This is a genomic window from Mesorhizobium sp. P3_A10, from assembly GCF_056403175.1.
The window spans coordinates 1-25,852 of record NZ_JBFUFZ010000014.1 but is presented as its reverse complement, the minus strand read 5'-3'; the positions used below and the strand labels follow the sequence as shown (position 1 = coordinate 25,852).

Below are 25,852 nucleotides of genomic sequence, written 5' to 3'. Positions count from 1 at the left end.
CGACTGATGTGACCGGCATCGTGTCGCTGCCGGAAGGCACCGAGATGGTGATGCCGGGCGACAACATCACGGTCGATGTCGAGCTGATCGTGCCGATCGCCATGGAAGAGAAGCTGCGCTTCGCCATCCGTGAAGGCGGCCGCACCGTCGGTGCCGGCATCGTCGTCACCATCAAAGAGTAATCGAGCCCGGCCTCCGCCGGATCGACAAGGAAAGGGCGGTCTTCGGGCCGCCCTTTTTGCTTTTTCGCCCAACGCCATAGCGCGTCCGCATCGAGCGCGAACCCTGTTGCAAGCCCCCAGACCTCAACTAGTATAGGTTGCATCGAGGGGGCTTGTTCAAATGGTTGCACGGCACCGTTGGCTTGGTCGGGCATGGTGGCTGCCAGCGCTGGTCTGGCTGCTGGCTTTGCTTGCCACGGGCACCATAGCTGTTGCTGCGGATGCGGCCCCGGACCTTGGGCCGACCATGCGGTTTGTCGTCGTTCGCAGCTATGCGCCGGGCTGCGAGCCGATCTGCCCGGAGTGGATATCGGCCGAAGGCTCGATAGAAGCCGGGACGCCGGCGCTTTTCAAACGCACGCTCAAGGCACTTGGCGGCCGGAAATTGCCCATCGTCGTGGATTCCCCCGGCGGCAACGTCGACGCGGCTCTCGCGCTTGGCCGGCTGATCCGCAAGAACAAGCTCGATATCGCCGTCGGCAAGACCTGGTTCATCGGCTGTCAGTCCGATGAGAAGGACTGCAGGGACAATGAGGGTAAAGGCGCTCGTTATTTCGGCAATCCCTTTGCCAGCAGCGCCATCTGCAATTCGGCCTGTCCGTTGATGTTTGCTGGCGGCATCCGGCGCGTGGTCGGTGAATGGGCCTTTCTCGGCGTCCATCAGATCACCACGACCTATATCCGAACGAAGCTGCAATACCGGACCACCTATCGTGTGGTGGGCGGCAAGAAGAAGATCCTCAACACAAAAATCATCAGTCGAAAAAACGCCGGGAGCTACAAGACCTACGAGATGAGCAAGGCTGTGGAGAAAAGGCTGGCGGCCTATCTCAATGAGATGGGCGTCGGCCAGGGCGTGCTCGAAACGATGAAGGAAACGGCCGCCAGCGACATTCAGCAACTGGAGCCGCAAGAGATGCTTCAGATGAAGCTCGTTACCAGCCTGGATTCCCTCGACCTGCTGACCGCCGGGAGCATCTGCAACGCCAATCCTCTGCCCGCGAATTGCAGGGACGTAACGCCGCCGGGCAAGAAAACCAAGCAGCCGGCCAATGCTGTGACCACCGAAGCCAGAGCCAATCCTGTAACACCTGTCGAACCTGAAACCGTGAAGCAGGAGAGTGGTGGCGGCGATATGCGCTTCGCTCTGGTTCGAGGCAGAAGCTTCCTGTGCGATCCCGATTGTCCGGAATGGATCTCGGCGGAAGGCACGATTACGCTCGGGACGCCGGAGAGATTGCGCCAACTGCTCGACACCGTCGGAGACCGGCGGTTGCCCGTGGTGATCAGTTCGCCGGGAGGCGATGTGCTCGGCGCTCTGGCCACTGGCCGGCTGATCCGCGAACGCAAGCTCGACGTGGCGGTTGCAGGGACGGACTTCGTCGGATGCGTGCCGGAGGAGGCGAATTGCAAGGCCGAGGGCGGCGTCTATGTCGGGCTGACCAATGATGCGGTGGGCGCATGCGACTCGGCCTGTGCGATGGTGCTTGCCGGCGGTGTGAGGCGTCTTGTCGGCCCGCAAGCACGCTTGAGCGTGCACTCGCTAGGGCTTGAGCAGAAGGTCAGGACCTATCTCGAAGACATGGCGGTCGGTCCCGCCCTGTTTGTGGCAATGCAGTCGGGCTCAAGCGATCGCCAGCTCGAGCCCGACATGATGCTGAAAGTCGGACTGACGACCGGGCGTCAAACCGTGGATGAGCTGACGGGCGCCACCATTTGCAAATCGACGCCGAGGCCCGAGAATTGCCGCGTGCTGCCGGCGCCGAGCGCCCAGGCCGAGGCGCCCGCCAAACTGTAGGCATCGCTGGCCATCGAGGCAGGTTCAGCCATGTACTTGCGCTGTGCACAATAAGTCTTGCGCGGTTGTTTCGAGGCCATTGCAAGCGTCGTTGCCGCAACTATTATAGGTCGCATAGAGGGGGCTTTTGCCAAGCGTGGTTTCGGGGCGCGGTGCAGACAGTACGGCAAGGTGGTGGCGCGGGCTGGTTCGGCCGGTGCTGGTGCTTGTGATGGTGATGGTTGCCTTCGCGGCAAGAGCGGATGATGTCCTTTGGAAATGGGAAAATCCGGCGCTTGCGCCGAAGTGGGAAGATCCGGTCCTTTGGACCGCTCCGACGATATTCTCGGATGATTTGTCGGAGATGAGGTTTGTCATCGCGCGCAGCAGCGCAGGCGGCTGCGAGCCCAACTGTCCAGAATGGATATCGGCTGAAGGCGCCATCGCAGCCGGCACGCCAGCTCTGCTCAAACTTACCTTAAAGAAGCTTGGCAGCCGCAAACTGCCGATCATCGTCAGTTCCCCGGGCGGCAGTGTCGACGCTGCGCTCCAGCTCGGCCGGATAATTCGTAAAAACAAGCTCGATATCGCAATCGGCAAGACCGAGTTTTCCGATTGTTGGCCCGGGACGGAGGGGTGTGGAGCCAGTTACGGCAAGGGTACCGCCTATTTCGGCGTTGCGTCTGATGGCGGCGCCATGTGCAACTCCGCCTGTCCGCTGATGTTTGCTGGGGGCGTCCGCCGCGTGGCCGGTGGCTGGGCCTATCTGGGTGTCCATCAGATCACCACCACCTTTTTCCCCAGCACACGGCACTATCGAACCACCTATCGGACCATACGGGGCAAACGATACCAGATCACCACTGAAACCGTCACCGAGGGCGAGAGTTACAAGACCTATGAAATGAACAAGGCTTTCGCGAGGAAGCTCTCGGCCTATCTCAGGGAGATGGGTGTCGGACAGGGCGTGCTGGACTTGATGAAGGCGACGCCGGCCAGCGATATCCGGCAAATCACCCTCCACGATATGCTGACGATGAAGTTAGCCACCAGCACGGACACCGTAGAGCTGTTTACCAGCGCAAGCCTGTGCATGCGCGATAAGTTGGCACCGAATTGTCGGGAAATGCCGGCGAAGCCAGCCGGCGGACAAACGCCCGCGGCCAAGCCGGCCGTGGTGGCTGCGATCAAGGCAAAGACCGACCCCCCACTTTCTCAGCCGGCCAAGGCTCCAGCTCCCAAGCCGTTCCAGGCAGCGCCAGGGAATTCGACGCCAGATATGCGCTTCGTTGTCGTTCGCGGCAGAGACTCGCTCTGTAATCCCGATTGCCCGGAATGGATCTCGGCGGAAGGCGCGATGACGCCTCAGACTCCGCAAAAGTTGCGCCAGTTGCTCGACACCCTTGGCAACCGGCGGCTGCCGGTGGTGATCAGCTCACAGGGGGGCAGCCTGTTCAGCGCTCTGGCCGCGGGAAGGCTTATCCATGAACGGAAGCTCGACGTCGCCGTCGGCCGCACCGCTATCGTCGGCTGCGACCCGCCCGAGGCAGGCTGCTTGGCCGATAACGGTGCCTATGTCGGGCTGATTAGCGATTATGGAGTGGAGTGCGATTCGGCCTGCGCGCTCATGCTTGCCGCCGGCGCCAAAAGGCTGGTCGATCCCAAGGCGAGGCTCAGCATGTCCTCGAGGGGACAGACGCAGTTGGTTAAAGCCTACCTGGAGGAGATGGAGATGGACCCAGCTCTGTTCGCCGCGATAGGCTCGGTCGAGCGTCAGCTCGAGCCCGACATGATGCTCAAAGTCGGGCTGACGACCGGGCCGGAGTCGGTGGAGGCGCTAACCGGCCCCGCTATTTGCAAAACCTCACCCAAGCCCGACAACTGTTTGCTTCCGCCGACCGCCAAGGCCGAGTCGCCCGCCAAATTGTAGGCATCGCAGAAACTGGCCATCGAGGCAGGTTGAGGCATGCTCGATTCCTCAGCTATCGTCGTGGCAGGCGTCGCCCGGCGGAGGATCGAGAATGAGCCAGGATATCCCGACACTCTACGAATGGGCCGGCGGCGCCGAGGCGCTCAACCGCCTGACCACGACGTTCTACGACAAGGTGCTTCAGGACCCGGTCGTCGGTCCGGTGTTCAAAAACATGTCGCCGGACCATCCCGCCCATGTCGCGGCCTTCATCGGCGAGGTTTTCGGCGGACCGAAGACCTATAGCGAAAAGCATGGTGGCCACCGCGAGATGGTGATGCATCATCTCGGCAAGCACCTGACCGAGGAACAGCGCCGCCGCTGGATCAACCTGCTTGCCGATGCCGCAGATGCCGTCGGGCTGCCGGACGATCCCGAATTCCGCTCCGCCTTCATGGGCTATGTCGAATGGGGATCGCGGCTGGCCAAGATGAACTCCAATCTCGGCGAAACTTGCGATCCTGAAACCGAGCCGATGCCAGCCTGGGGCTGGGGCGTGCTGGGCGGGCCATACAAGCCGCCGGCCAAGAGCTGAGCGCGGGCGAACTGAGCAGCGAGTTCGGGGTCCAAGGGGAGGGGCTGGTCGTTCCCTGCCCGGATTTCTGGGCAAGGATATGAATCGGCCTCAGACCGCTCTTTACAGAGCACGCGGAAGCTTTTAGGAAGCGCCTGCGCCGAAACGCGCATGTACGGGCATAGCTCAGTTGGTAGAGCGGCGGTCTCCAAAACCGCAGGTCGTAGGTTCGAGCCCTGCTGCCCGTGCCATTTTCAAAAATGGCGACTTTGAAAGCCCAGTTTCCCTGGCCAGGGTTTGAAAACCGGCAGGTGACTTGCCATATAAGCTCGACTGAGGCATAAGGGCTTCATAGCCGGGACGGGACGACTGGATGGTTCCGAGGCGGCGTTTGGTCATAAAGCGGACACTTGCCACTTGCGTGGATCAAGAATCGGTTTTATGTAGACGAAACAGACACGCGACGCGTGGAGCTGGGAAGCCGGCTTTACGCGTCCGATTTGCATGGGCGAAATGGTTGCGCTGATTCGGCGCGAACGTGAACCCAGGCGGCACGTCCCGGCCAGCGGGATCATCCAGGAGACCCGGCCAACGGGTCTTGAAGACAGAGCGGCATATGGCTTCGAAAACCACAAATCCTTTCGTTTTTCTCCAGCAGGTTCGCGCGGAGACCGCCAAGGTTACCTGGCCGTCGCGGCGTGAAACGGTGATCTCGACGGTGATGGTGCTCGTGTTTGCGGTCATCGCGATGATCTTTTTCTTCACCGCCGATGTGCTCATGGGCATGGCGGTCGAGAAACTACTTGGCCTTGGACACTAGTCCGGCGATTACGGAGAAGTCTTGAAATGACCGCGCGGTGGTACATCGTCCACGCCTATTCGAACTTTGAAAAGAAGGTCGCCGAGGACATCGAGAACAAGGCCAAGCAGAAGGGCCTGTCCGCTGACATCGAGCAGATCGTTGTGCCGACCGAGAAGGTCGTCGAGATCCGTCGCGGCCGCAAGGTCGACGCCGAGCGCAAGTTCTTCCCGGGCTACGTGCTGCTGAAGGCCAATTTGACCGACGCGGTGTTCTCGCTGGTGAAGAATACGCCGAAGGTCACCGGCTTTCTGGGTGACTCGAAGCCGGTGCCGATCACCGAGGCCGAGGCCCAGCGCATCCTGAACCAAGTTCAGGAAGGCGTCGAGCGGCCCAAGCCCTCGGTCACGTTCGAGATCGGTGAGGCGATCCGGGTTTCGGATGGCCCGTTCGCCTCGTTCAACGGCTTCGTCCAGGAAGTGGACGAAGAGCGGGCGCGGCTCAAGGTGGAAGTTTCGATCTTCGGGCGCGCCGTGCCGGTCGATCTGGAATTCGGACAGGTCGAAAAGGGCTGATCCGAAAATCCCTGCGCCGGTTTGCCGGCAAGGGGTGGCGGCGCGGAAACGCGCGGCTTTGAGAACGGTGGGAGGCGAATGCGGCTTTAGCCGGCCGCAGGAACCGCACCACCAGACTGCAACCGCCGGTGTTTCCCGATAGTGGGGCCGGCATGAGACAAAGGCAGGAAAAGAGATGGCTAAGAAAATTGCAGGCCAGCTCAAGCTCCAGGTCAAAGCGGGATCGGCTACGCCGTCTCCGCCGATCGGCCCGGCGCTTGGTCAGCGTGGCATCAACATCATGGAATTCTGCAAGGCGTTCAACGCGCAGACCCAGGAAATGGAAAAGGGATCGCCGATCCCGGTCGTCATCACCTACTACCAGGACAAGTCTTTCACCTTCGTCATGAAGACGCCGCCGGTGAGCTACTTCCTGAAGAAGGCAGCGAATTTGACGTCGGGTTCGAAGGAGCCGGGCAAGATCAAGGCCGGCACGATCGGTCGTGACAAGGTGCGCGCCATCGCCGAGCAGAAGATGAAGGATCTGAACGCAAACGACGTCGAGGCGGCCATGCGCATGGTCGAGGGCTCCGCCCGCTCGATGGGTCTGGAAGTGGTGGGCTGAGATCATGGCAAAACTCGCAAAACGTGTATCGAAGTCCCGCGACGGCATCGACCCCAACAAGGCTTACGCCCTGGGTGATGCGCTGAAGCTGCTCAAGGATCGTTCGTCGGTGAAGTTCGACGAGACCATCGAAGTGGCGATGAACCTCGGCGTCGACCCGCGTCATGCCGACCAGATGGTCCGCGGCGTGGTCAACCTGCCGAACGGCACCGGCCGCTCGGTTCGCGTCGCCGTATTCGCTCGTGGCGACAAGGCCGATGAAGCCCGCGCCGCTGGCGCCGATATCGTCGGTGCCGAGGATCTGGTCGACATCGTCCAGAAGGGCACGATCGACTTCGATCGCTGCATCGCCACGCCGGACATGATGCCGCTGGTCGGCCGTCTGGGCAAAGTGCTCGGCCCGCGCGGCATGATGCCGAACCCGAAGGTCGGCACGGTGACCACCGATGTCGCCGCCGCCGTCAAGGCGTCGAAGGGCGGCGCCGTCGAGTTCCGCGTCGAGAAGGCCGGCATCGTTCATGCCGGCGTCGGCAAGGTCTCGTTTGACGTCAAGGCGCTGGAAGAGAATGTCCGCGCCTTCACCGACGCGGTGAACAAGGCGAAGCCTGCGGGTGCCAAGGGCAATTACGTCAAGAAGGTGTCGGTCACCTCGACGATGGGCCCTGGCCTCAAGGTCGACGTCTCGACGCTCGCAGCGTCCTGATAAGAACAATTCGGATCGGCCGCTAAAGCGCTGATCCGCAAGTGAATTCCGGGCCTCCGACTTGTCGGCGGCCCGGTACCGGAAGTCGAGAGGCTTCCGGACATCCTGTCCGAGATTGCAGGCGGCCCAGAAGCCTTAATTGAATTGGGCCTGCATGAGACGGGTGAAAACCGGACAACGGAGCGACTTGGCTCCAATGAAAGGTTCGAACCGTGTTTGCCTTTTGTCTGCGCATCGTCGGCTTGGCCGTCGATGTGGCGAAAGGGGGCAGGATCCTCGAGCGTCGTTCGGGAGATCCGTTACTGGATGGCCCGGCCGGCAAAAAGGCAACCCGACGCCTGTCCCCTTATTGGGGCAGGGGTCAACTGGAGATAGGCAGTGGACAGAGCGGAAAAACGCGAACTCGTCACGGGCCTGAACGGTGCTTTTGCAGGCGCTGGTTCAGTCGTCGTGGCCCACTACGCCGGTATCACCGTCGCGCAAATGAACGACCTTCGGTCGAAAATGCGCGCTGCCGGTGGCACCGTCAAAGTCGCGAAGAACCGTCTCGCCAAAATCGCTCTTCAGGGCACGGACTCCGCATCGATCATCGACCTGTTCAAGGGACAGACGCTGATCGCTTATTCGGAGGATCCGATTGCGGCGCCGAAGGTCGCGTCCGATTTCGCCAAGGGAAATGACAAGCTCGTCATTCTCGGTGGCGCAATGGGCACAACCTCGCTCAACGCCGACGGTGTGAAGGCACTCGCCACACTTCCGTCGCTCGATGAGCTGCGCGCCAGGCTGGTTGGCATGATCGCCACGCCGGCAACCCGGATCGCCCAGATCGTCAATGCGCCAGCGGCTTCGGTCGCGCGCGTCATCGGCGCTTACGCCCGGAAGGACGAGGCGGCATGAGGCCGTTCCTCGCTATCACAAACACACGTTCGAACCTTATGAAGGAATATTGCAATGGCTGATCTCGCAAAGATCGTAGACGACCTTTCGAAGCTGACCGTCCTCGAGGCGGCCGAGCTGTCGAAGCTTCTGGAAGAAAAGTGGGGCGTTTCCGCCGCTGCTCCGGTGGCTGTTGCCGCCGCTGGCGGTGGTGCAGCCGCTGCTGCTCCGGCCGAGGAAAAGACGGAATTCGACGTCGTCCTCACCGAGGCAGGCGCTCAGAAGATCAACGTCATCAAGGAAGTCCGCGCCATCACCGGTCTTGGCCTCAAGGAAGCCAAGGACCTGGTCGAGGCGGCTCCGAAGCCGGTCAAGGAAGGCGTTTCCAAGGCCGACGCGGAGAAGTTCAAGGCCGTGCTGGAAGCAGCTGGTGCCAAGGTTGAGCTGAAGTAAGCGTCTTAAGTATCGGCGGGCGGCTTCGCGCCGTCCGCCGCTCTCTTTTCGCGAAGAGAGGCTGCGTAACGCGAAGAGTACGAAAACCTCTTTCCTGAGGGCCGAAAGCCGGCCTTCAGGAAACGGGTTTTCTCCCGTTTTGGCCGGCCGCCGACAGGCGACGGTGAACAGACAAGAAGGCCGCCGGCGAGGTGGCCTCGAATGCAAGGCGAGCCGCGGCGAGGCTCGTCCCGAGAATTGAGCTAAGGAGCGACGATGGCCCAGACCCAGACTTTCAATGGCCGCAGACGCGTACGCAAGTTCTTCGGAAAGATCCCGGAAGTTGCGGAGATGCCGAACCTGATCGAGGTTCAGAAGGCATCCTATGACCAGTTCCTGATGGTGGCGGAGCCCAAGGGTGGGCGTCCGGACGAGGGACTGCAGGCCGTTTTCAAGTCGGTCTTCCCGATCTCTGATTTTTCCGGCTCCTCGATGCTGGAGTTCGTGAAGTACGAGTTCGAAGGACCGAAATTCGACGTTGACGAATGCCGTCAGCGCGACCTGACCTATGCCGCGCCGCTGAAGGTGACGCTGCGCCTCATCGTGTTCGATATCGACGAGGACACCGGCGCGAAGTCGATCAAGGACATCAAGGAGCAGGACGTCTACATGGGCGACATGCCGCTCATGACCTTGAACGGCACCTTCATCGTCAACGGCACCGAGCGCGTCATCGTCTCGCAGATGCACCGTTCGCCGGGCGTCTTCTTCGACCATGACAAGGGCAAGTCGCACTCGTCCGGCAAGCTGCTGTTTGCCGCGCGCGTCATTCCCTATCGCGGCTCGTGGCTCGACATCGAGTTCGACTCGAAGGACGTCGTGCACGCCCGTATCGACCGCCGCCGCAAGATCCCGGTGACGTCGCTGCTGATGGCGCTTGGCATGGACGGCGAGGAGATCCTGTCGACCTTCTACAACAAGATCACCTACAAGCGCGCCGGCGACCATTGGCGCATTCCGTTCAACGTCGAGCGTTTCCGCGGCCTCAAGGCTGTCGGCGACCTGGTCGACGCCGACACCGGCGAAGTCGTTGTCGAAGCCGGCAAGAAGATCACGGCCCGCCAGGCGAGGGCGCTTGGCGAAAAGGGTCTCAAGGCGATCAAGGCGACCGACGAGGATCTGCTCGGCAACTATCTGGCCGAGGACATCGTCAACTACGGCACCGGCGAGATATTCCTCGAAGCCGGCGACGAGATTGACGAAAAGACGCTGAAAGTGCTGCTTGGCACCGGCGAGGACGAGATCAAGGTTCTCGACATCGACCATGTCAATGTCGGCGCCTATATCCGCAACACGCTCAACGTCGACAAGAACGAGAGCCGCCAGGACGCGCTGTTCGACATCTATCGTGTCATGCGCCCCGGCGAGCCGCCGACGCTCGAGACCGCCGAAGCCATGTTCAACTCGCTGTTCTTCGACAGCGAGCGTTACGATCTGTCGGCCGTCGGCCGCGTCAAGATGAACATGCGCCTCGAGCTCAAGGCCGAGGACACCGTGCGCGTGCTGCGCAAGGACGACATCCTGGCCGTGGTCAAGACGCTGGTCGAACTGCGCGACGGCAAGGGCGAGATCGACGACATCGACAATCTCGGCAACCGCCGCGTGCGTTCGGTCGGCGAGCTGATGGAAAACCAGTACCGCGTCGGCCTGCTGCGCATGGAGCGCGCGATCAAGGAACGGATGTCCTCGATCGAGATCGACACGGTGATGCCGCAGGACCTGATCAACGCCAAGCCGGCGGCTGCCGCCGTGCGTGAGTTCTTCGGTTCCTCGCAGCTGTCGCAGTTCATGGATCAGACCAACCCGCTGTCGGAGATCACCCACAAGCGCCGTCTGTCGGCACTTGGACCGGGCGGTCTGACCCGCGAGCGCGCCGGCTTCGAAGTGCGCGACGTGCACCCGACGCATTACGGCCGCATCTGCCCGATCGAGACGCCGGAAGGCCCGAATATCGGTCTGATCAACTCGCTGGCCACTTTTGCGCGCGTCAACAAATACGGCTTCATCGAAAGCCCGTATCGCAAGATCGTCGACGGCAAGCTGACCAATGACGTCGTCTATCTCTCGGCGATGGAAGAGGCCAAGCACCACGTCGCGCAGGCCAATGCCGAGCTCGACAAGAATGGCGGCTTCGTCGACGAATTCGTCATTTGCCGCAGTGCCGGCGAAGTGATGATGGCGCCGCGCGAAAACGTCGATCTGATGGACGTGTCGCCCAAGCAGATGGTGTCTGTGGCCGCGGCGCTGATCCCGTTCCTCGAGAACGACGACGCCAACCGCGCGCTGATGGGCTCGAACATGCAGCGTCAGGCCGTGCCGCTGGTGCGCGCCGAAGCGCCGTTCGTCGGCACCGGCATGGAGCCGATCGTTGCCCGTGACTCAGGTGCTGCCATCGGCGCCCGCCGCGGCGGCATCGTCGACCAGGTGGACGCGACGCGTATCGTCGTTCGCGCCACTGAAGATCTCGATCCCGGCAAGTCGGGCGTCGATATCTACCGGCTGATGAAGTTCCAGCGTTCGAACCAGAACACCTGCATCAACCAGCGTCCGCTGGTGCGTATGGGTGACCGGGTCAACAAGGGCGACATCATTGCCGACGGTCCGTCGACCGAGCTCGGCGATCTGGCGCTCGGCCGTAACGTGCTGGTCGCGTTCATGCCGTGGAACGGCTACAACTACGAGGACTCGATCCTGCTCTCCGAGCGCATCGTGGCCGACGACGTCTTCACCTCGATCCACATCGAGGAGTTCGAGGTCATGGCCCGCGACACCAAGCTTGGGCCGGAGGAAATCACGCGCGACATTCCGAACGTCTCGGAAGAAGCGCTGAAGAACCTCGACGAAGCCGGCATCGTCTATATCGGCGCGGAAGTGCAGCCGGGCGACATCCTGGTCGGCAAGATCACGCCGAAGGGCGAAAGCCCGATGACGCCGGAAGAAAAGCTGCTGCGCGCCATCTTCGGCGAAAAGGCTTCGGACGTGCGCGACACCTCGATGCGCATGCCTCCGGGCACCTTCGGCACCGTCGTCGAAGTGCGCGTCTTCAACCGCCACGGCGTCGAGAAGGACGAGCGCGCCATGGCGATCGAACGCGAGGAGATCGAACGCCTCGCCAAGGACCGCGACGACGAGCAGGCGATCCTCGACCGCAACGTGTATTCGCGCCTTTCCGACGTTCTCGTCGGCAAGGAAGCGATTGCCGGACCGAAGAGCTTCAAGAAGGGCTCGACGCTGTCGAAGGACACGCTGGACGACTATCCGCGTTCGCAGTGGTGGCAGTTTGCGGTGGAGAACGAAAAGCTCCAGAGCGAACTGGAAGCCCTGCGTGGCCAGTACGACGATTCCAAGAAGGCGCTTGAACAGCGCTTCATGGACAAGGTCGAGAAGGTGCAGCGCGGCGACGAAATGCCTCCGGGCGTCATGAAGATGGTCAAGGTCTTCGTGGCGGTGAAGCGCAAGATGCAGCCGGGCGACAAGATGGCCGGCCGTCACGGCAACAAGGGTGTCGTGTCGCGCATCGTTCCGGTCGAGGACATGCCTTTCCTCGAGGACGGCACGCATGCCGATATCGTGCTCAACCCGCTGGGTGTGCCGAGCCGCATGAATGTCGGCCAGATCCTGGAAACGCATCTGGGCTGGGCATGCGCTGGCATGGGCAGGAAGATCGGTGATCTGATCGATGCGTACAAGACAGCGGGCGATATCAAGCCGCTGCGCAAGACGCTCGAGAGCTTCATTCCGGCCAACGACCGCAACGAGCCGGTCCGCGACTATGACGACGAGAGCATCGTTCGCCTCAGCGAGCAGATGCGCCGCGGCGTCTCCATCGCGACCCCGGTGTTCGACGGCGCCCATGAAGCCGACATCAACATCATGCTGGAGCAGGCGGGCCTGCACACCAGCGGTCAGTCGCAGCTCTATGACGGACGCACCGGCGAGCCGTTCGATCGCAAGGTGACGATGGGCTACATCTATATGCTCAAGCTTCACCATCTCGTGGACGACAAGATCCACGCGCGTTCGATCGGACCGTACTCGCTCGTTACCCAGCAGCCGCTGGGCGGCAAGGCGCAGTTCGGCGGCCAGCGCTTCGGCGAGATGGAGGTCTGGGCGCTCGAAGCGTACGGCGCCGCCTACACGTTGCAGGAGATGCTGACGGTGAAGTCGGACGACGTCGCAGGCCGCACCAAGGTCTACGAGGCGATCGTGCGCGGCGACGACACGTTCGAAGCCGGCATCCCTGAGAGCTTCAACGTGCTGGTCAAGGAAATGCGGTCGCTCGGCCTCAACGTCGAGCTGGAAAACACCAAGCTTGACGACAACCCTGTCCGGTTGCCCGACGCAGCCGAGTAAAAACAAGACATCCGGTCGCGGGAGAGGGCTCTCGCGACCGGATGCACCAATTCTACGGCCAGTGGCCGATACAGACGGCGGGCGTTTGGCCCGCGCTAGATGCAAGGGGTTTTCGAGGACCCCGATAAGGAGAACGGCATGAACCAAGAGGTCATGAATCTCTTCAATCCCCAGGCGCCTGCGCAGGTGTTCGATTCCATCCGGATCTCACTCGCCAGCCCTGAGAAGATTCTGTCCTGGTCGTTCGGCGAGATCAAGAAGCCGGAGACCATCAACTATCGTACTTTCAAGCCGGAGCGTGACGGCCTGTTCTGCGCGCGCATTTTTGGTCCGATCAAGGACTATGAATGCCTGTGCGGCAAGTACAAGCGCATGAAGTACAAGGGCGTCATCTGCGAGAAGTGCGGCGTCGAAGTCACGCTGTCGCGCGTTCGCCGCGAGCGCATGGGCCATATCGAGCTGGCGGCACCCGTCGCTCACATCTGGTTCCTGAAGTCGCTGCCGTCGCGCATCGGCACGCTGCTCGACATGACGCTGAAGGATATCGAGCGGGTTCTCTACTTCGAGAATTACATCGTCACCGAGCCCGGCCTCACCGCGCTGAAGGAGCATCAGCTCCTCAGCGAGGAAGAGTACATGATCGCCGTCGACGAGTATGGCGAGGATTCGTTCACCGCCATGATCGGCGCCGAGGCCATCCACGACCTTCTGGCCGGCATGGACCTGGAGAAGATCGCCGGCGACCTGCGTTCGGAGCTGGCTTCGACCACGTCGGAGCTGAAGCAGAAGAAGTATCTGAAGCGGCTCAAGGTCGTCGAGAACTTCATGGAGTCCGGCAACCGTCCGGAATGGATGATCATGAAGGTGGTTCCGGTGATCCCGCCGGACCTGCGTCCGCTCGTCCCGCTGGACGGTGGCCGTTTCGCGACGTCGGATCTGAACGATCTCTATCGCCGCGTCATCAACCGCAACAACCGCCTGAAGCGGCTGATCGAGCTGCGGGCGCCGGGCATCATCGTGCGCAATGAAAAGCGCATGCTGCAGGAAGCCGTCGACGCATTGTTCGACAACGGTCGCCGCGGCCGCGTCATCACCGGCGCCAACAAGCGTCCGCTGAAGTCGCTGTCCGACATGCTCAAGGGCAAGCAGGGCCGGTTCCGCCAGAACCTGCTCGGCAAGCGCGTCGACTATTCCGGCCGCTCGGTCATCGTCACCGGTCCGGAGCTCAAGCTGCACCAGTGCGGCCTGCCGAAGAAGATGGCGCTCGAACTGTTCAAGCCCTTCATCTACGCCCGCCTCGACGCCAAGGGTTTCTCCTCGACCGTCAAGCAGGCGAAGAAGCTGGTCGAGAAGGAGCGTCCGGAAGTCTGGGATATTCTTGACGAGGTCATCCGCGAGCATCCGGTGCTGTTGAACCGCGCGCCGACGCTGCACCGCCTCGGCATCCAGGCGTTCGAGCCGATCCTGATCGAAGGCAAGGCGATCCAGCTGCATCCGCTGGTCTGCACGGCCTTCAACGCCGACTTCGACGGCGATCAGATGGCCGTTCACGTGCCGCTGTCGCTGGAAGCGCAGCTTGAAGCCCGCGTGCTGATGATGTCGACCAACAACATCCTGCACCCGGCTTCCGGCGCGCCGATCATCGTGCCGTCGCAGGACATGGTTCTCGGTCTCTACTATCTGTCGATCGTCAACCAGAACGAGCCGGGCGAAGGCATGGTGTTTGCCGACATGGGCGAACTCCAGCATGCGCTCGAGACCAAGGCGGTGACGCTGCACTCCAAGATCAAGGGTCGTTTCCGCACGGTCGACGCCGACGGCAAGGTCGTGTCGAAGATCCATGACACCACGCCTGGCCGCATGATCATCGGCGAACTTCTGCCGAAGAACGTCAACGTGCCCTACGAGACGGCCAACCAGGAGATGACCAAGAAGAACATCTCCAAGATGATCGACACCGTCTACCGCCATTGCGGTCAGAAGGAGACGGTCATTTTCTGCGATCGCATCATGGCCCTTGGCTTCAGCCACGCCTGCCGCGCCGGCATTTCGTTCGGCAAGGACGACATGCTGATCCCGGACGCCAAGATCAAGCTGGTTTCCGACACCGAGGCTTTGGCCAAGGAATACGAGCAGCAATACAATGACGGCCTGATCACCCAGGGCGAGAAGTACAACAAGGTCGTCGACGCCTGGGCCAAGTGCTCGGAAAAGGTCGCCGACGAAATGATGGCCCGCATCAAGGCGGTCGAGTTCGAGGACAATGGCCGTCAAAAGCCGATGAACTCGATCTACATGATGTCGCACTCCGGTGCGCGTGGCTCGCCCACCCAGATGCGCCAACTCGCCGGCATGCGCGGCCTGATGGCGAAGCCGTCGGGTGAAATCATCGAGACGCCGATCATCTCGAACTTCAAGGAAGGCCTGACCGTGCTCGAGTACTTCAACTCGACCCACGGCGCCCGCAAGGGTCTGGCCGACACCGCCTTGAAGACGGCAAACTCGGGTTACCTCACCCGTCGTCTGGTCGACGTGGCGCAGGACTGCATCGTCAACTCCGTGGATTGCGGCACCGACAAGGGCCTCACCATGCAGCCGATCGTCGATGCCGGCCAGGTCGTCGCTTCCGTCGGCCAGCGCGTGCTGGGCCGTACGTCGCTCGACGACATCACGCACCCGGTTTCGGGTGAGATCCTGGTCAAGGCCGGGACGCTGATGGACGAGCGTGACGTGGAGAAGATCGAAAAGGCCGGCGTGCAGTCGGTGCGCATTCGCTCGGCACTGACCTGCGAGGTCAGGATCGGCGTCTGCGCGGTCTGCTACGGACGCGATCTGGCCCGCGGCACGCCTGTCAACCAGGGCGAGGCTGTCGGCGTCATCGCGGCGCAGTCGATCGGCGAGCCGGGTACCCAGCTCACCATGCGTACCTTCCACATGGGCGGTACCGCGCAGGTGGTGGACTCGTCGTTCCTTGAAGCCTCGTATGAGGGCAAGGTCGAGATCCGCAACCGCAACGTGGTGCGCAATTCCGACGGCCAGCAGATGGTCATGGGCCGCAACATGGCGGTTCTGATCCTCGACGAGGCCGGCAAGGAACGCGCCACGCACCGTCTTACCTATGGTTCGCGTATCTTCGTGGACGATGGAGACAAGGTGAAGCGCGGCCAGCGTATCGCCGAGTGGGATCCCTATACCCGCCCGGTCCTCACCGAAATCGAGGGCAAGGTGTCGTACGAGGATCTGGTCGACGGCATTTCCGTTCAGGAAACGGCCGACGAGTCGACCGGCATCACCAAGCGTGAGGTCATCGACTGGCGCTCGACGCCACGCGGCAACGACCTCAAGCCGGCGATCGCCATCCAGGACGCCAAGGGCAAGGTCGGCAAGCTGTCGAAGGGCGGCGACGCCCGCTTCCTGCTCTCGGTAGAGGCCATTCTTTCGGTCGAGCCGGGTGCACAGGTTCGCCCCGGCGACGTTTTGGCGCGTATCCCGATGGAAAGCGCCAAGACCAAGGATATCACCGGCGGTCTGCCGCGTGTTGCCGAGCTGTTCGAGGCACGTCGTCCGAAGGATCACGCCATCATCGCCGAGATCGATGGCACGATCCGCTTCGGCCGCGACTACAAGAACAAGCGCCGCATCATCATCGAGCCGCATGACTCGACGCTTGAGCCGGTCGAATACCTGATCCCGAAGGGCAAGCCGTTCCATCTCCAGGACGGCGACGTCATCGAGAAGGGCGACTACATCCTCGACGGCAATCCGGCGCCGCACGACATCCTGGCGATCAAGGGCGTGGAGGCACTTGCTTCCTACCTCGTCAACGAGATCCAGGAAGTCTACCGTCTGCAGGGCGTGTCGATCAACGACAAGCACATCGAGGTGATCGTTCGCCAGATGCTGCAGAAGGTCGAGATCACGGTGCAGGGCGACTCGACCTACATTCCGGGCGACCACGTCGACGTGATCGAGCTGGAAGAGGTCAACGAGCGCCTGGTCGAGGACGGCAAGAAGCCGGCCGAAGGTCTGCCGGTTCTGCTTGGCATCACCAAGGCCTCGCTGCAGACGCCGTCCTTCATCTCGGCCGCCTCCTTCCAGGAGACGACCAGGGTGCTGACGGAAGCTGCGGTTGCTGGCAAGACCGACATGCTGCAGGGCTTGAAGGAAAACGTCATCGTCGGCCGACTGATCCCGGCCGGTACCGGCGGCACGATGAGCCAGATCCGGCGCATCGCCACCTCGCGCGACGAGCTGATCATCGACGAGCGCCGCAAGGCGTCGGGCGTCGAGGTCGCCGAGCCGATGCTGACCGACATGGTCACCGCCGCGCAGTAAGCGCGGAAAGACGAGAAGAAGGAAAAGGGGCCCAAGTGGCCCCTTTTCGCGTTTTGGTTCCCCATTGATCGGAGAAGAAACCGATGAGCAAGAAAACCTGGGCGGCAGTCGACGACTACATCGTTGACGCCCTGTTCGGGGCAGATCCCGTCCTCGATGCTGTTCTGGCAGCCAATCACCACCACGGCCTGCCGGCGATCGACGTGTCGCCAGCGCAAGGCAAGTTGCTTTCACTTCTTGCAGGAATGCAGGGCGCGAAGAAAATTCTCGAAATCGGCACGCTGGGCGGTTACTCGACCATCTGGATGGCGCGAGCCCTGCCTTTGGGCGGCAAGATCGTGACGCTTGAACTCGATCCGCACCACGCCACGGTCGCCCGGTCGAATTTCGAGCGGGCAGGCGTCTCCGAGCGGGTGGAATTGCGGGTTGGACCGGCGCTGCAATCGCTTGCCGCATTGAACGCCGAGAATGCCGGACCGTTCGACCTCATCTTCATCGACGCCGACAAGCCGAACAATCCGAACTATCTGTCCTGGGCCATGCGCCTGTCGCGACCGGGAACCGTCATCATCTGCGACAATGTCATCCGCGATGGCGCGGTGCTCGACGAGGATGGCCATGATGCCAATGTCGAAGGCGCACGAGCGGCGTTCTCCTTCCTAGGTGGCGACAAGCGGCTGCAGGCCACCGCCATCCAGACCGTCGGCGCCAAGGGCTATGACGGCTTTGCAATGGCGATCGTAAACTGAGGGTCGAGCGGCTGATGCGGCGCTAAGGGGTCGGTTTCTCGAAGCGAAGCAGGTCGCCCGGTTCGCAGTCGAGGTAATCGCAGATGCGTTCCAGCGTCTCGAACCTTATGCCTTTGACCTTGCCTTGTTTCAGCAGGGAAAGATTGGCTTCGGTAATACCGATATATTCGGCGAGGTCCTTGGACTTCACGTTTCGTTCGGCGAGGACGACGTTTAGCCTGACCCGTATGGGCATGAAACCGATCCTCAGATGAATTGAGCGTTTTCTTCGGCAAGCGCGGACGCCTCTGCCATCACCAAAGCAATCAACGCGAAGATGCCTGCCGCCAGCAGCGTGAGCGCCCCATCGCTGCCGAAGCCAAACATCAGCCGGTGCTGGCCAGCAGGTGCATCCCAACTTAGAAGTACCGACAGCGCCGCGGCCGAGAATGGTTTCACAAGCGCGGACGCAAACAGGCCCAGGGCAAAGTTGCGCAGCCCTTTGACGGCCTCTTGTCCAAAGAAATTGCCGGCGGCAAAGGCGCCAAAGCAGCGTCGGGCCGCCATCAGCGCCACAATCAGGCAGGCGAGGGGCGCAAAGCTGGTCATAAAACCAGCCGCCCTTCGTCCGAAGCCGAGATTGGTCAGCCATTCCTGGGGGATTTGTGCGCCCGCCGCGATCGAGCCGGCAGATGCGGTGAACCAGAAGAACAGCAAGCCAATGGTCAGCAGGATGGCCAGGACGATGCAGCATCTGCCCAGCATCAGACTGAAAAACCGGATGCGGTTCAGCCTCGCCAGGCGGGTCGGATCAGCGGTCTCGATGACGGATTCAACCATGGACGGCCTCGCTTGTGTCGATATTAAATTATCGTTTTACAATAATTAATTTATGCGCAATGATGCTTCCTGTCAAGACGACACCAAAACAGGAGATCGAAATGCCTTTCATTCATCGCAAGACCGCACTCGCCATTGTCGGCGCCGCGGCCATATTCATGCAGCCTTTTGCGGCTGCCGCCCTGCCATCGACCGCGAAAGGCCAGATCTCGGTTGGACAGGTGATGGAAATGATCGAAAAGGCCGGCACGAACCCGGTGGCCAGGCAAACGCTGGTGGCATATGTCGCGGGCGTTGGCGAAGCGGCCGGCGTGGTGGTCGAGACCATCGGCAATGGGGACTCATTTGCCTGCAAGACCGCGTTCAAGCTGGACACGGGGTCTGTGCGCGCCGCCTTGCAAACAGGGGCGCCGCGCCAAAGCACATGGGCCGAAACCCCGGCGACGCCGCTGATCATTGCCGATATGGTCAAGCGCGCCGGTTGCCGGATCAGGAACTGAGCAGGACCGCCGCGTCAGTCGAAAAACGCCTCGACGACATTGCGCTTGCCGAGCATGAAGGCGTCGGCGACGTGCTGGAGGGGCGCGAGATCGACGTCCGAGGTGCCGGCGCGGACGATCTCGGCGAAGCGCTTGTAGAGCGAGGGGTATTCCGCTTCCGGCTCGTCGTGGACGATGCGTCCGTCGACGGCGAGTTTCGAGCCGCCGCCCGAAAGCACCATCTGTCCTGCTTGCGTGTCGGCGAGGATATCCCAGCTCTGCGGGCCGGTCTGCAGCCAGTCGAGCTCCATCGTCACCGGCAAGCCGTTCGAGGTGCGAAAGACGACGTGGGCAGCGACGGGTGCTGCGCGGTTCTCGGGAAAATCGAGGACTGCCGAGGTGATGAACATCGCCGGCAATATGTGGGTCACGATCGACAGCGCGTTGATGCCGGGATCGAAGACGCCGAAGCCGCCTGGCGCCCAGATCCATTCCTGGTTCGGGTGCCAGCGGCGCACGTCTTCCTTCCAGTTAATGGCCGCCGACCTGATGGTGGTCGAGCCGAGGAAGGCGCGCGCGGCTTCCACCGCCGGCGCATAGCGCGAATGCCAGCTGGCAAAGAGCGAGACTCCGTTGGCCGCTGCCAGTGCCTTCAGGTCCTCGACCTCGCTGACCGTGGCGCCTGGCGGCTTTTCCAGAAACACATGCTTTTTCGCGATCAGCGCGGTGCGCGCGGCGTCATAGCGGAACTGTGGCGGCATGCAGAGCGAGACGGCTTCAAGCTCCGGCACAGCGTCGAGCATCGCTTCGATGGTTGGGAAATTGGGGATGTTCTCCACCTTGCCATGCCGGCTGGCGGCGGCGACGAGGCGATAGTCCGGGTCCTTCGCCACGGCTGGCAAATGCTGGTCGCGGACGATCTTTCCGACGCCGACGATGCCGAGCTTGATGGGACCGCTATTCACAGACATGGGAGCTCCGCAGATTGGAAATGCGCTTATTTGTCAGCTGAAACGGTTCTTAGCAGAGAACCGAAGCCGGGCAAGCCGCAGCAGGCCTGTCACCGAAAGTCTGTTCGGGCAGGTTCGTCAGCCCCAGCTCTCGTCGAACGCCAGCGCCAGCTCCTTGCCCGCCAGAAACGCCTCGATCACCGGTTCGAACGGCGAAGGATCAAGGCCGTTCGCCTTCAGCCAGTCGTCGGAATAGTAGGTGTTGGCGTAGCGTTCGCCGGAATCGCAGATCAGCGTTACCAGCGAACCGTTCTCGCCGGCGGCGATCATGCGTGCGGCGTGAAAGCACATGGCGATGAAGTTGGTGCCGGTCGAGCCACCGACACTGCGGCCGAGGCGGCGCGACAGGACCCGCATGGCAGCCAGCGACACGGCGTCGGGTATCCGCAACATGTGATCGATGACGCCCGGCACGAAAGATGGTTCGACGCGCGGTCGGCCGATGCCTTCGATTCGCGACGGCTGCTCGCAGCTTCTGTTGGGGTCATGGGAGGCAAAGCCATCGAAGAATGCGGAGCGCTCGACATCGGCAACCGATAGTCGCGTCGCATGCTGCTTGTAGCGCAGGTAGCGGCCGATCGTGGCCGTGGTGCCGCCAGTGCCGGCGCTCATCACGATCCAGGCCGGAATCGGATGGCGCTCCTCGCGCATCTGCCCGAAAATCGATTCGGCGATGTTGTTGTTGCCGCGCCAGTCGGTTGCCCGCTCGGCATGGGTGAACTGGTCCATAAAATGGCCGCCGAGCCTGGCGGTCAGTTCGGCGGATTCGGCATAGATGCGGCGGCCATCGTCGATGAAGTGACAGTTACCACCATAGTGCTCGATGGCGGCGATCTTTTCCGGCGAGGTCGAGCGCGGCATCACCGCATAGAACGGCACGCCGATCATGCGGGCGAAATAGGCTTCCGACACGGCGGTCGAGCCGGAGGAGGCCTCGATCACCGCCGCGCCTTCGCGGATATGGCCGTTGCACAGCGCATAGAGAAAGAGCGAGCGCGCCAGCCGGTGTTTCAGGCTGCCGGTCGGATGCGTCGATTCATCCTTGAGGTAGAAGTCGATGCCGGCAAGCCGCGGCAGGTCGAGCTTCCACAGATGGGTGTCGGCCGAGCGGTGCTGGTCGGCCTCGATGGCGGCGACCGCCCGGTCGGCCCAGGCGCGGGATGCAGGTTTCGCCACTGTCGAGTTGACCATGCTGCCTCCCGGTTGGTCCTGCTTCAGATCGGTACGTCGAAGGTGACGATCGACACTTCGCCTTCGAGCGCGCCCTGGAAGGCCGACAGATGCGGCTCGTCGTCGGGCGCGCCGTCCATGTCGCCGATCTGGTCGAGCTCGACTTCTGCGTAACCTTCGGCCGCAAGCGATTCGAGTGTCCGGCGCACCGCCGAATCGTCGTCGGGCGCCACCAACATGACGTGGACGCCTTCCGGTTTGCCGCCCTTTTTCTTCCACACCCGGCCGGTGATGATGGTGACCGGGCGCTCGTCATTGTCGTTCACTGGCTGATTCCTTTTGGCAAAGGGATTGGGGCGGGCGAGGGGATTTTCACCGTTCATGCCGCCTTTTCGCATGAAGCATGGCCGCGCAACAGCCAAAAGCCGGTCACTTTCTTCCTCGGCCTCGCAAAATGGCGAAACAAAATTACATGCGTTTTTCGCATGGCTGCCAAGCCTTGGTTTGCGCGCAATATTTGGCGCCCCGGGGTTGACGGTTCGCGGTCTTACGAGTAGAAGCCGCCCAGTCAGAACCGATGTGAGGCTTTCCCTTCCGAAGCGACACGCTTTGGAGTTTGCCTCAAACAGGGTTCGTTTTACGAGCGAAAAGACACTTCCGGCGTGCACGAAGCGGCTTCCGCTTCCTCTGCCATTTGTTCGGGCAAGACCGCGAGGCGCGGTTTATGGCCCGAATTTGCGTATGGAAATGACGCTTTGAGCGGCCCTGACCGGGCGAGACACGGAATTGAGAGACAAGAGGGTTTAATGCCTACCGTCAACCAGCTGATCCGCAAGCCGCGCATTGCGCCGGTGAAGCGCAACAAGGTCCCGGCCATGCAGCAGAACCCGCAGAAGCGGGGCGTCTGCACGCGCGTCTATACAACGACGCCGAAGAAGCCGAACTCGGCGCTGCGCAAGGTGGCCAAGATCCGCCTGACCAATGGTTTTGAAGTGATCGGTTACATCCCCGGTGAAGGCCACAACCTTCAGGAACACTCCGTGGTGATGATCCGCGGCGGCCGCGTCAAGGATCTTCCGGGCGTTCGCTACCACATCATCCGCGGCGTGCTCGACACGCAGGGCGTGAAGAACCGCAAGCAGCGCCGTTCGAAGTACGGTGCCAAGCGTCCGAAGTAAGGTTTTCCGGCCGCGGCGCTTTTTCAGTGCGCCCGGCTACGAGATTGAGAGACAAAAGCCATGTCCCGTCGTCACAGTGCAGAAAAGCGTGAGATCAATCCGGACCCCAAGTTCGGCGATCTGATCGTTACCAAGTTCATGAACGCCGTCATGTATGACGGCAAGAAGTCGGTTGCCGAGACCATCGTGTACGGTGCGCTCGACCAGGTTCAGTCGAAGACCAAGCAGGAGCCGGTCACCGTCTTCCATCAGGCGCTCGACAATGTCGCGCCGCATGTGGAAGTCCGGTCGCGTCGCGTCGGCGGCGCCACCTACCAGGTTCCGGTCGATGTGCGCCCCGAGCGCCGTCAGGCCCTGGCCATCCGCTGGCTGATCGCCGCTGCGCGCAACCGCAACGAGACCACGATGGTCGACCGCCTCTCCGGCGAGCTGATGGATGCGGCCAACAACCGCGGCACCGCCGTCAAGAAGCGTGAAGACACCCACAAGATGGCAGAAGCCAACCGCGCTTTCGCGCACTACCGCTGGTAAAGCGCGTACGAGACTGAGAAGGCATCCAAGATGGCCCGCGAATACAAAATCGAAGACTACCGCAATTTCGGTATCATGGCGCATATTGACGCCGGCAAGACGACGACCACCGAGCGCGTCCTCTATTACACGGGCAAGTCGCACAAGATCGGCGAAGTCCACGACGGCGCTGCCACCATGGATTGGATGGAGCAGGAGCAGGAGCGCGGCATCACGATCACGTCCGCCGCGACCACGACCTTCTGGAAGGGTCGTGACGGCAAGATGTACCGCTTCAACATTATCGACACCCCCGGCCACGTTGACTTCACCATCGAAGTCGAGCGTTCGCTGCGCGTTCTCGACGGCGCCATTGCGCTGCTCGATGCCAATGCCGGTGTCGAGCCGCAGACCGAGACCGTCTGGCGCCAGGCCGACAAGTATCGCGTTCCGCGCATGATCTTCTGCAACAAGATGGACAAGATCGGCGCCGACTTCTATCGCTCGGTCGAGATGATCGGCTCGCGACTTGGTGCGCAGGCTGTCGTCATGCAGCTGCCGATCGGCGCAGAGACTGAGTTCAAGGGTGTCGTCGATCTCGTCGAGATGAACGCGCTGGTCTGGCGCGACGAGACGCTGGGCGCTGCCTGGGACGTCGTCGAGATCCCCGCCGACCTCAAGGCTCGTGCCGAAGAATACCGCGAGAAGATGATCGAAGCCGCCGTCGAAATGGACGAGACGGCGCTCGAGAATTACCTCGAGGGCAAGATGCCGTCGAATGACGAGATCCGCTCGCTCATCCGCAAGGGCACCATCGCGGTCAAGTTCTACCCGATGTTCTGTGGCTCGGCCTTCAAGAACAAGGGCGTGCAGCCTTTGCTCGACGCCGTCGTCGAATATCTGCCGTCGCCGGCCGATGTTCCGGCCATCAAGGGCGTCGACGCCAAGACCGACGCCGAGATCGAGCGTCACGCGGATGACAACGAGCCGCTGTCGATGCTCGCCTTCAAGATCATGAACGACCCGTTCGTCGGTTCGCTGACCTTCGCCCGCATCTATTCGGGCAAGCTGACCAAGGGCGTCTCGCTCGACAACACCGTCAAGGGCAAGAAAGAGCGCATTGGCCGCATGCTGCAGATGCATGCGAACTCGCGCGCCGACGTCGAAGAGGCGTTTGCCGGCGACATCGTCGCGCTGGCCGGCCTCAAGGACACGACCACTGGCGATACGCTCAGCGATCCGCTGCATCCGGTCATCCTCGAGCGCATGGAATTCCCCGATCCGGTCATCCAGATCGCCATCGAGCCGAAGACCAAGAACGACCAGGAAAAGATGGGCCTCGCCCTTCACCGCCTGGCCGCTGAGGATCCGTCCTTCCGCGTCAAGACCGATGAGGAAAGCGGCCAGACGATCATTTCCGGCATGGGCGAGCTTCACCTCGACATCATCGTCGACCGCATGCGTCGTGAGTTCAAGGTCGAGGCCAATGTCGGCGCACCGCAGGTGGCCTATCGCGAGACGATCACCCGCAAGCACGAGCAGGACTACACGCATAAGAAGCAGACCGGCGGTACTGGTCAGTTCGCTCGCGTCAAGATCCTCTTCGAGCCGAATCCGGAAAGCAGCGAATTCGTCTTCGAATCCAAGATCGTTGGCGGCGCCGTGCCGAAGGAATACATCCCGGGCGTCGAAAAGGGCGTCAAGAGCGTCATGACCAACGGCACGTTCGCCGGCTTCCCGATGATCGGTGTCAAGGCGATGCTGATCGATGGCGCCTACCACGATGTCGACTCCTCGGTGCTCGCCTTCGAAATTGCCGGCCGTGCCTGCTTCAAGGAAGCTGCGCCCAAGCTTGGCGTGCAGCTGCTCGAGCCGATCATGAAGGTCGAAGTGGTGACGCCGGAAGATTACGTCGGCAATGTCATTGGCGATCTGAACGGCCGTCGTGGCCAGATCCAGGGCCAGGAAGCCCGCGGCGTGGCGGTGGTTATCAACGCGATGGTGCCGCTGGCCAACATGTTCAAGTACGTCGACAACCTGCGCTCGATGAGCCAGGGCCGTGCGGCTTACACGATGCAGTTCGATCACTACGAGCCGGTTCCCACGGCGGTGGCGACGGAAATTCAGAAGAAATACGCGTAACCCGCACGGGTTGCAGCAGTAACTTAAATTCAAAGCCCGCACGGGCGAGCAGGAATGGAGACATCACATGGCAAAAGGTAAATTCGAGCGTAACAAGCCTCATGTGAACATTGGCACGATTGGCCACGTCGATCATGGCAAGACGTCGCTGACGGCGGCGATCACCAAGTATTTTGGCGAATACAAGCGCTACGACCAGATCGATGCGGCGCCGGAAGAGAAGGCCCGCGGCATCACCATCTCGACGGCGCACGTCGAATACGAGACGGCTGCCCGCCACTATGCCCACGTCGACTGCCCCGGCCACGCCGACTATGTGAAGAACATGATCACCGGTGCGGCGCAGATGGACGGCGCGATCCTGGTCGTTTCGGCCGCCGACGGCCCGATGCCGCAGACCCGCGAGCACATCCTGCTTGCCCGTCAGGTCGGCGTGCCGTCGATCGTGGTGTTCTTGAACAAGGTCGACCAGGTCGACGACGCCGAGCTGCTCGAACTGGTCGAGCTCGAGGTGCGCGAGCTTTTGTCGAAGAACGAATTCCCCGGCGACGACATTCCGATCGTCAAGGGTTCGGCG

The 25,852-nt window shown here is 61.8% G+C and carries 23 protein-coding genes and 1 tRNA gene; 19 read left to right on the top strand and 5 right to left on the bottom strand.

Features of this window, described 5'->3' with window-relative positions; all coding sequences use genetic code 11:
* The 14 genes from AC1DXU_RS30360 to AC1DXU_RS30295 all read left to right on the top strand — a co-directional run.
* Positions 1–182 (top strand): EF-Tu C-terminal domain-related protein (locus AC1DXU_RS30360; protein ID WP_477374891.1); only part of this gene is annotated, 182 nt, incomplete at its 5' end.
* Positions 183–342: 160 nt separating this feature from the next.
* Entirely contained in the window at positions 343–2,019 is a 1,677-nt protein-coding gene (locus AC1DXU_RS30355) for a COG3904 family protein (RefSeq protein ID WP_477374889.1), read from the top strand.
* Positions 2,020–2,230: 211 nt separating this feature from the next.
* Entirely contained in the window at positions 2,231–3,928 is a 1,698-nt protein-coding gene (locus tag AC1DXU_RS30350) for a COG3904 family protein (RefSeq protein WP_477374887.1), read from the top strand.
* A 91-nt stretch (positions 3,929–4,019) separates the two neighbouring features.
* Positions 4,020–4,502, top strand: coding sequence for a group II truncated hemoglobin (locus AC1DXU_RS30345; protein WP_477374885.1), 483 nt, complete (start codon positions 4,020–4,022; stop codon positions 4,500–4,502).
* Positions 4,503–4,656: 154 nt separating this feature from the next.
* A tRNA-Trp gene (locus tag AC1DXU_RS30340) sits at positions 4,657–4,732 on the top strand.
* A 365-nt stretch (positions 4,733–5,097) separates the two neighbouring features.
* The gene (gene secE, locus AC1DXU_RS30335; protein ID WP_477249881.1) at positions 5,098–5,301 is read left to right on the top strand and encodes a preprotein translocase subunit SecE; all 204 of its coding nucleotides are present in this window, start codon (positions 5,098–5,100) and stop codon (positions 5,299–5,301) included.
* 26 nt (positions 5,302–5,327) lie between these two features.
* A complete protein-coding gene (nusG, locus tag AC1DXU_RS30330; RefSeq protein WP_006333333.1) occupies positions 5,328–5,855 on the top strand; it encodes a transcription termination/antitermination protein NusG in 528 nt (175 codons plus the stop codon).
* A 175-nt stretch (positions 5,856–6,030) separates the two neighbouring features.
* The gene (gene rplK, locus AC1DXU_RS30325; RefSeq protein WP_006333334.1) at positions 6,031–6,459 is read left to right on the top strand and encodes a 50S ribosomal protein L11; all 429 of its coding nucleotides are present in this window, start codon (positions 6,031–6,033) and stop codon (positions 6,457–6,459) included.
* Between the two features lie 4 nt (positions 6,460–6,463).
* Positions 6,464–7,162 carry a 50S ribosomal protein L1 gene (rplA, locus tag AC1DXU_RS30320; RefSeq protein WP_477314500.1) on the top strand — a complete coding sequence of 233 codons (699 nt, stop codon included), beginning with the start codon at positions 6,464–6,466 and terminating at the stop codon, positions 7,160–7,162.
* Between the two features lie 378 nt (positions 7,163–7,540).
* Positions 7,541–8,059 carry a 50S ribosomal protein L10 gene (rplJ, locus tag AC1DXU_RS30315; protein WP_023667437.1) on the top strand — a complete coding sequence of 173 codons (519 nt, stop codon included), beginning with the start codon at positions 7,541–7,543 and terminating at the stop codon, positions 8,057–8,059.
* Between the two features lie 54 nt (positions 8,060–8,113).
* A complete protein-coding gene (gene rplL / locus AC1DXU_RS30310) occupies positions 8,114–8,491 on the top strand; it encodes a 50S ribosomal protein L7/L12 (protein WP_477249876.1) in 378 nt (125 codons plus the stop codon).
* A 255-nt stretch (positions 8,492–8,746) separates the two neighbouring features.
* Positions 8,747–12,883, top strand: a complete 4,137-nt coding sequence (gene rpoB / locus AC1DXU_RS30305; RefSeq protein ID WP_477374883.1) for a DNA-directed RNA polymerase subunit beta — start codon at positions 8,747–8,749, stop codon at positions 12,881–12,883.
* Positions 12,884–13,021: 138 nt separating this feature from the next.
* Positions 13,022–17,218, top strand: a complete 4,197-nt coding sequence (rpoC, locus tag AC1DXU_RS30300; RefSeq protein ID WP_477314504.1) for a DNA-directed RNA polymerase subunit beta' — start codon at positions 13,022–13,024, stop codon at positions 17,216–17,218.
* A gap of 83 nt (positions 17,219–17,301) precedes the next feature.
* On the top strand, positions 17,302–17,967 hold the full coding sequence (locus AC1DXU_RS30295) for an O-methyltransferase (RefSeq protein ID WP_477374881.1): 666 nt from the start codon (positions 17,302–17,304) through the stop codon (positions 17,965–17,967).
* Between the two features lie 22 nt (positions 17,968–17,989).
* On the opposite strand, the gene AC1DXU_RS30290 is transcribed toward AC1DXU_RS30295, so the two are convergent.
* Both AC1DXU_RS30290 and AC1DXU_RS30285 read right to left on the bottom strand, forming a co-directional pair.
* Complete coding sequence (locus tag AC1DXU_RS30290; protein ID WP_477314508.1) at positions 17,990–18,202, bottom strand: helix-turn-helix domain-containing protein; 213 nt, start codon at positions 18,200–18,202, stop codon at positions 17,990–17,992.
* Between the two features lie 11 nt (positions 18,203–18,213).
* Positions 18,214–18,786: a DUF2975 domain-containing protein gene (locus tag AC1DXU_RS30285; protein ID WP_477374879.1), complete on the bottom strand. Its 573-nt coding sequence runs from the start codon at positions 18,784–18,786 to the stop codon at positions 18,214–18,216.
* 101 nt (positions 18,787–18,887) lie between these two features.
* Here AC1DXU_RS30285 and AC1DXU_RS30280 point away from each other — a divergent pair, with 101 nt between their 5' ends.
* Positions 18,888–19,286: a chlorophyllide reductase gene (locus AC1DXU_RS30280; protein WP_477374877.1), complete on the top strand. Its 399-nt coding sequence runs from the start codon at positions 18,888–18,890 to the stop codon at positions 19,284–19,286.
* Between the two features lie 14 nt (positions 19,287–19,300).
* On the opposite strand, the gene AC1DXU_RS30275 is transcribed toward AC1DXU_RS30280, so the two are convergent.
* The 3 genes from AC1DXU_RS30275 to AC1DXU_RS30265 form a co-directional block, all read right to left on the bottom strand.
* Positions 19,301–20,236, bottom strand: coding sequence for a Gfo/Idh/MocA family protein (locus AC1DXU_RS30275; RefSeq protein WP_477374875.1), 936 nt, complete (start codon positions 20,234–20,236; stop codon positions 19,301–19,303).
* Between the two features lie 117 nt (positions 20,237–20,353).
* Positions 20,354–21,466, bottom strand: a complete 1,113-nt coding sequence (locus AC1DXU_RS30270; RefSeq protein WP_477374873.1) for a PLP-dependent cysteine synthase family protein — start codon at positions 21,464–21,466, stop codon at positions 20,354–20,356.
* Between the two features lie 23 nt (positions 21,467–21,489).
* Positions 21,490–21,771 (bottom strand): transcriptional regulator, encoded by a 282-nt coding sequence (locus AC1DXU_RS30265; protein ID WP_477314518.1) that lies wholly within the window; start codon positions 21,769–21,771, stop codon positions 21,490–21,492.
* A 480-nt stretch (positions 21,772–22,251) separates the two neighbouring features.
* On the opposite strand from AC1DXU_RS30265, the gene rpsL reads away from it, so the two are divergent.
* The 4 genes from rpsL to AC1DXU_RS30245 form a co-directional block, all read left to right on the top strand.
* A complete protein-coding gene (rpsL, locus tag AC1DXU_RS30260) occupies positions 22,252–22,623 on the top strand; it encodes a 30S ribosomal protein S12 (RefSeq protein WP_006333356.1) in 372 nt (123 codons plus the stop codon).
* Positions 22,624–22,683: 60 nt separating this feature from the next.
* Positions 22,684–23,154, top strand: coding sequence for a 30S ribosomal protein S7 (gene rpsG, locus AC1DXU_RS30255; protein WP_008875664.1), 471 nt, complete (start codon positions 22,684–22,686; stop codon positions 23,152–23,154).
* A 30-nt stretch (positions 23,155–23,184) separates the two neighbouring features.
* Positions 23,185–25,275 (top strand): elongation factor G, encoded by a 2,091-nt coding sequence (fusA, locus tag AC1DXU_RS30250; RefSeq protein WP_477249865.1) that lies wholly within the window; start codon positions 23,185–23,187, stop codon positions 25,273–25,275.
* 67 nt (positions 25,276–25,342) lie between these two features.
* The coding region (locus AC1DXU_RS30245; protein ID WP_477374871.1) for a GTP-binding protein at positions 25,343–25,852 on the top strand (510 nt) is incomplete at its 3' end.

Bases quoted from the DNA above. Each gene is read 5' to 3' on its own strand.
- AC1DXU_RS30355 (WP_477374889.1), top strand. From the start codon at position 343: ATGGTTGCACGGCACCGTTGGCTTGGTCGGGCATGGTGGCTGCCAGCG.
- AC1DXU_RS30350 (WP_477374887.1), top strand. From the start codon at position 2,231: ATGGTGATGGTTGCCTTCGCGGCAAGAGCGGATGATGTCCTTTGGAAA.
- AC1DXU_RS30345 (WP_477374885.1), top strand. From the start codon at position 4,020: ATGAGCCAGGATATCCCGACACTCTACGAATGGGCCGGCGGCGCCGAG.
- secE (WP_477249881.1), top strand. From the start codon at position 5,098: ATGGCTTCGAAAACCACAAATCCTTTCGTTTTTCTCCAGCAGGTTCGC.
- nusG (WP_006333333.1), top strand. From the start codon at position 5,328: ATGACCGCGCGGTGGTACATCGTCCACGCCTATTCGAACTTTGAAAAG.
- rplK (WP_006333334.1), top strand. From the start codon at position 6,031: ATGGCTAAGAAAATTGCAGGCCAGCTCAAGCTCCAGGTCAAAGCGGGA.
- rplA (WP_477314500.1), top strand. From the start codon at position 6,464: ATGGCAAAACTCGCAAAACGTGTATCGAAGTCCCGCGACGGCATCGAC.
- rplL (WP_477249876.1), top strand. From the start codon at position 8,114: ATGGCTGATCTCGCAAAGATCGTAGACGACCTTTCGAAGCTGACCGTC.
- rpoB (WP_477374883.1), top strand. From the start codon at position 8,747: ATGGCCCAGACCCAGACTTTCAATGGCCGCAGACGCGTACGCAAGTTC.
- rpoC (WP_477314504.1), top strand. From the start codon at position 13,022: ATGAACCAAGAGGTCATGAATCTCTTCAATCCCCAGGCGCCTGCGCAG.
- AC1DXU_RS30295 (WP_477374881.1), top strand. From the start codon at position 17,302: ATGAGCAAGAAAACCTGGGCGGCAGTCGACGACTACATCGTTGACGCC.
- AC1DXU_RS30290 (WP_477314508.1), bottom strand. From the start codon at position 18,202: ATGCCCATACGGGTCAGGCTAAACGTCGTCCTCGCCGAACGAAACGTG.
- AC1DXU_RS30285 (WP_477374879.1), bottom strand. From the start codon at position 18,786: ATGGTTGAATCCGTCATCGAGACCGCTGATCCGACCCGCCTGGCGAGG.
- AC1DXU_RS30280 (WP_477374877.1), top strand. From the start codon at position 18,888: ATGCCTTTCATTCATCGCAAGACCGCACTCGCCATTGTCGGCGCCGCG.
- AC1DXU_RS30275 (WP_477374875.1), bottom strand. From the start codon at position 20,236: ATGTCTGTGAATAGCGGTCCCATCAAGCTCGGCATCGTCGGCGTCGGA.
- AC1DXU_RS30270 (WP_477374873.1), bottom strand. From the start codon at position 21,466: ATGGTCAACTCGACAGTGGCGAAACCTGCATCCCGCGCCTGGGCCGAC.
- rpsL (WP_006333356.1), top strand. From the start codon at position 22,252: ATGCCTACCGTCAACCAGCTGATCCGCAAGCCGCGCATTGCGCCGGTG.
- rpsG (WP_008875664.1), top strand. From the start codon at position 22,684: ATGTCCCGTCGTCACAGTGCAGAAAAGCGTGAGATCAATCCGGACCCC.
- fusA (WP_477249865.1), top strand. From the start codon at position 23,185: ATGGCCCGCGAATACAAAATCGAAGACTACCGCAATTTCGGTATCATG.